The sequence below is a fragment of the Mesorhizobium sp. M7A.F.Ca.CA.002.05.1.1 genome, from assembly GCF_003998335.1.
GTDB lineage: Bacteria > Pseudomonadota > Alphaproteobacteria > Rhizobiales > Rhizobiaceae > Mesorhizobium.
Window position 1 is genome coordinate 1 of record NZ_RZQI01000639.1, and the last position, 3,498, is coordinate 3,498.

General features: G+C 64.8%; 5 protein-coding genes. 2 read left to right on the top strand and 3 right to left on the bottom strand.

Translation table 11 applies throughout. From position 1 onward, the window contains the following. Both EN939_RS25615 and derI read left to right on the top strand, forming a co-directional pair. On the top strand, positions 1 to 158 hold a 158-nt coding region (locus EN939_RS25615; RefSeq protein WP_206528337.1), incomplete at its 5' end, for a triose-phosphate isomerase. A gap of 33 nt (positions 159 to 191) precedes the next feature. Further along, on the top strand, positions 192 to 629 hold the full coding sequence (gene derI, locus EN939_RS25620; RefSeq protein WP_013533067.1) for a D-erythrulose-4-phosphate isomerase: 438 nt from the start codon (positions 192 to 194) through the stop codon (positions 627 to 629). A gap of 25 nt (positions 630 to 654) precedes the next feature. Here the strand turns inward: derI and dhaL are convergent, their stop codons facing one another. The 3 genes from dhaL to EN939_RS25635 form a co-directional block, all read right to left on the bottom strand. Further along, complete coding sequence (gene dhaL, locus EN939_RS25625) at positions 655 to 1,296, bottom strand: dihydroxyacetone kinase subunit DhaL (RefSeq protein WP_127269792.1); 642 nt, start codon at positions 1,294 to 1,296, stop codon at positions 655 to 657. Positions 1,297 to 1,323: 27 nt separating this feature from the next. After that, entirely contained in the window at positions 1,324 to 2,331 is a 1,008-nt protein-coding gene (locus EN939_RS25630) for a dihydroxyacetone kinase subunit DhaK (protein WP_127269790.1), read from the bottom strand. 130 nt (positions 2,332 to 2,461) lie between these two features. Next, positions 2,462 to 3,498: four-carbon acid sugar kinase family protein (locus EN939_RS25635; RefSeq protein WP_164751216.1), on the bottom strand; the 1,037-nt coding region annotated here is incomplete at its 5' end.

The following is a 3,498-nucleotide window of genomic DNA, read 5'->3' on the forward strand; positions in this document are numbered from 1 at the left end:
CTCCACCTGTGCTTTATGGTGGCAGCGTCAATCCAGGCAACGCGGCCGAACTCATCGGCCAGCCGCATATCGATGGCCTGTTCATCGGCCGCTCGGCGTGGCAAGCGGAAGGCTATATCGACATTCTGAAAAAGGCGTCGGCCGCCATCGCGCGCTGACTGCCAAAAGACCTAGCAAAGGAGCTCATCATCATGAAGATCGCACTCGGAGCCGACAGCGCCGGCAAGCCGCTGCTCGACGTCATCGCCAAGCATCTCGCCACCAAGCCGGAACTGCAGGTCGTCGACCTAAGCCAGGCCGGATTCTACGCCGATATCGCCGCCTCGGTCGGCCACGAAATTCTCGACGGCAATTACGACCGGGCCATCCTGTTTTGCGGCACCGGCATCGGCGTCAGCATCTCCGCCAACAAGGTCCCGGGCATTCGCGCCGCATTGACCCACGACACCTATTCCGCCGAGCGCGCCGCCAAGTCCAACAACGCCCAGATCATCACCATGGGCGCCCGCGTCATCGGTCCCGAACTAGCGAAATCGATCGCCGACGCATGGTTGGCCTCGGAGTTCGATCCGAATGGCCCCTCCGCCACAAACGTGCAGGCCATCGACAAGCTCGACGCCAAGCGCTGAAAGACGCGGGGAACCCGTTACTGAGTTAACTGGTCAAGGCGACCCGCATCGCCTCGATCACGGTAACGGCGGACGCTGCGCCCGGGTCCATGTGGCCAAGCGAGCGTTCGCCGAGGCGCGATGCCCGGCCTTTCGTGGCGACCATCGACTTAGTCGCCTCCGCGCCTGCGTTTGCCGCTTGTGCAGCAGCTTCGAGACTGCCCGCCAGATCCTTGCCGGAGGTCAGCGCTTCGCCCGCTGCCTGCGCAGCCGGCGCCCATGCATCGATCATCGTCTTTTCGCCAGGCTCGGCCTTGCCGCGATCCTGAATGCCCTTGGCCATAGCCTGGAACAGGGCGACCACGTCCGAATCGTCGAGCGTCGTCTTGCCCTTGACGGCTGCCGCGCCCCGCATGAACGCGGTCGCATAGAGCGGCCCGGAGGAAGCGCCGACGGCATTCAGGAACGATTTGGCAGCGGTGTTCAGCAAGGTGGTCGGGTCGGTTGCCTCTGCATCCAGTGCGGCGACGGCATCGCGTGCAGCGGAAAATCCAAGCTCCATCGCGATGCCGTGGTCGGCGTCGCCGATAACCCCGTCAAGCGCGCACAGTCGGTCCCGGTCGGCGGACATGGCGGTTGCGATCGCCGCGAACATCGCGACAAGGTGGGCGGTGTCGATTGTCGTCATGTCTTAGTCCTTGCCACAGAAGTGGGTTTAGCCGGCGCGAAACATGGCGCAGTCGCAGGGGTGATCCAGCATCGTCTGCAACTCGCCGTCGAGTTGGTGCAGCGTGATCGATGCACCAGCCATTTCGAGCGAGGTGCAGTAATTGCCGACCCAGCTTGCGTGTATGGACACACCGATCTCATCGAGCCTCTGCTTCACGCGCCGGTTCATGATGTAGAGTTCCATCAGCGGCGTTGAGCCCAGCGAATTGACGAGCACCGCGACCTTGTCGCCGCGCGTAGGCGCCATCTCGTCGAGGATCCTGTCCAGCATCTCGTCGGTGATCTCGTCGGCTGTTTTCAACTTTTCGCGCGCGATGCCCGGCTCGCCATGGATGCCCATGCCGATCTCCATCTCGTCCGGCCCGATCTCGAAATTCGGCCGGCGGGTCTGCGGCAGCGAACAGGGCGACAGCGCCACGCCCATGGTGAAGGTGTGGTCGTTGGCCTTGCCGGCGATGCGCTCGCATTCGTCGAAGGACAGCATCCGGTCGCAGGCGGCACCGGCCGCCTTAAAGATGAAGAAATTGCCGGCGACGCCGCGCCTCTTGTGCCGCTGGTCGCGCGGTGCCGAGGCGACGTCGTCGGTGCTCAGCACCGTGCGCACCTCGATGTCGTCCATGGCGGCCATCTCGGCCGCCATGTCGAAATTCATCACGTCGCCGGCATAGTTGCCGTACATGAACAGCACGCCGGCGCCGCCGCTGACTGCCTTTGCGCATTCGAGGATCGGGTCCGGCGGTGGCGAGGCGAAGACATTGCCGATGGCCGCCGCATCGGCCAATCCCTTGCCGACGAAGCCAAGAAAGCTCGGCTCGTGGCCCGAGCCGCCGCCAATGACGAGGCCCACCTTGCCCTGGCGCGGTCCGTCGCAGGCGATGATGGAGCGTGGGCTACCCTCCACGCTTTTGAGATGGCGGGGATGGGCTGCCAGGATGCCTTCCAGCATCTCGTCGACGGCGCGGTTGCCGGCATTGATGATCTTCTTGGTCTGCACCCGGCATCCTCCCGATTTCGGCATTTTCGCAGATAATACCGGGTGTTACCGGGATTTCCACCCGGCAAGGAGCATTTCGTGCGCAGAGGTGTTCCCGCAGGCTATCACCTGGACGTAGGCGTTAGTTGTTTCAACCGCCGAGGCCGTCGCGGATGGCTGAGAAATAGCGATCGGTTCCGACCTGGCCGCCCTTGAGCGCGACCTCCAAGCCGTCGATCGCCTTGACGCGCGCGTGAGCAACGCAGAGCGGCGAACCCGGCGAAGCGGGCAGCGGCATGCGGATTGTCAGGGCATCGACACCCATCTCGCCCAGCGCGTGGCTCGACGTATCGCCGCCGGCAATGACCACGCGCCGCAGGCTCTGTTCGATCGTCAGGCTGCGAAGGATTTCTCCGAGTCCGCGGCCAAGCCTGTGGCGGGCGCCTTCCTGCCGGTCGATTTCGGCGCCCCTGTCGGCAGTGGGACCAAGCGCGGTGTAGAGGATGACGCTGCGCCCGGCTTGCAGACTGGCACGGCCGCTTGCCGTTGCGCGCGTGATCGACTGCTGCGAAGCCTCCGAAACCAGTTCGACCGGGTCGACCTCGATGCCGTCGAAACCGTCGGTCAGGGCATGCCGGATCTGCCGTTCCGTGGTCGGCGAGCAACTGCCCGACACGACGGCTATCCGCTCGGCTGCGCCCGGTGGCGTGAAGCCATGTCCGGCGCCGACAATGCCATTCGACGCCCATTCGGCCAGCAACGCATACTCGACCCCGGACGAGCCGACGACAAAAGAACCGCCGGGCTTGCGAACGCGCCACAGCTCCTTGCCGGCAAGGGCCTGGGTTTCCAGATTGTCGACATCGACAAGCACGATGCCGGTGCCGTTTCCGATCATGCGATCGAACGCCACCGACCGCGACGCCGACTGCAGCGTCGCAAGGTCGACCAGCCCCGAGCTCAGCGCCGTCTGCCGCGACAGATGGATCAGCAGGTCCGACTCATCCATCGGCGTCGTCGGGTGGCGGCTCATCACCGGGTGGCGGTCGATGCGGAAATATTGGTCGCGATAGGCGGCGAACAGGTGGCCGAAGGCGGTGTAGCGCTTGAGCTGCGGCGCGCCGACCAGCAGCGGCACGCTGGCTTGCGCGAACACCGAGCGGCCGATCTCGGTGGCCCGGCCGATGC

Excerpts from the sequence above, each read along its gene's own strand:
- derI (WP_013533067.1), top strand. The coding sequence starts at position 192 with ATGAAGATCGCACTCGGAGCCGACAGCGCCGGCAAGCCGCTGCTCGAC.
- dhaL (WP_127269792.1), bottom strand. The coding sequence starts at position 1,296 with ATGACGACAATCGACACCGCCCACCTTGTCGCGATGTTCGCGGCGATC.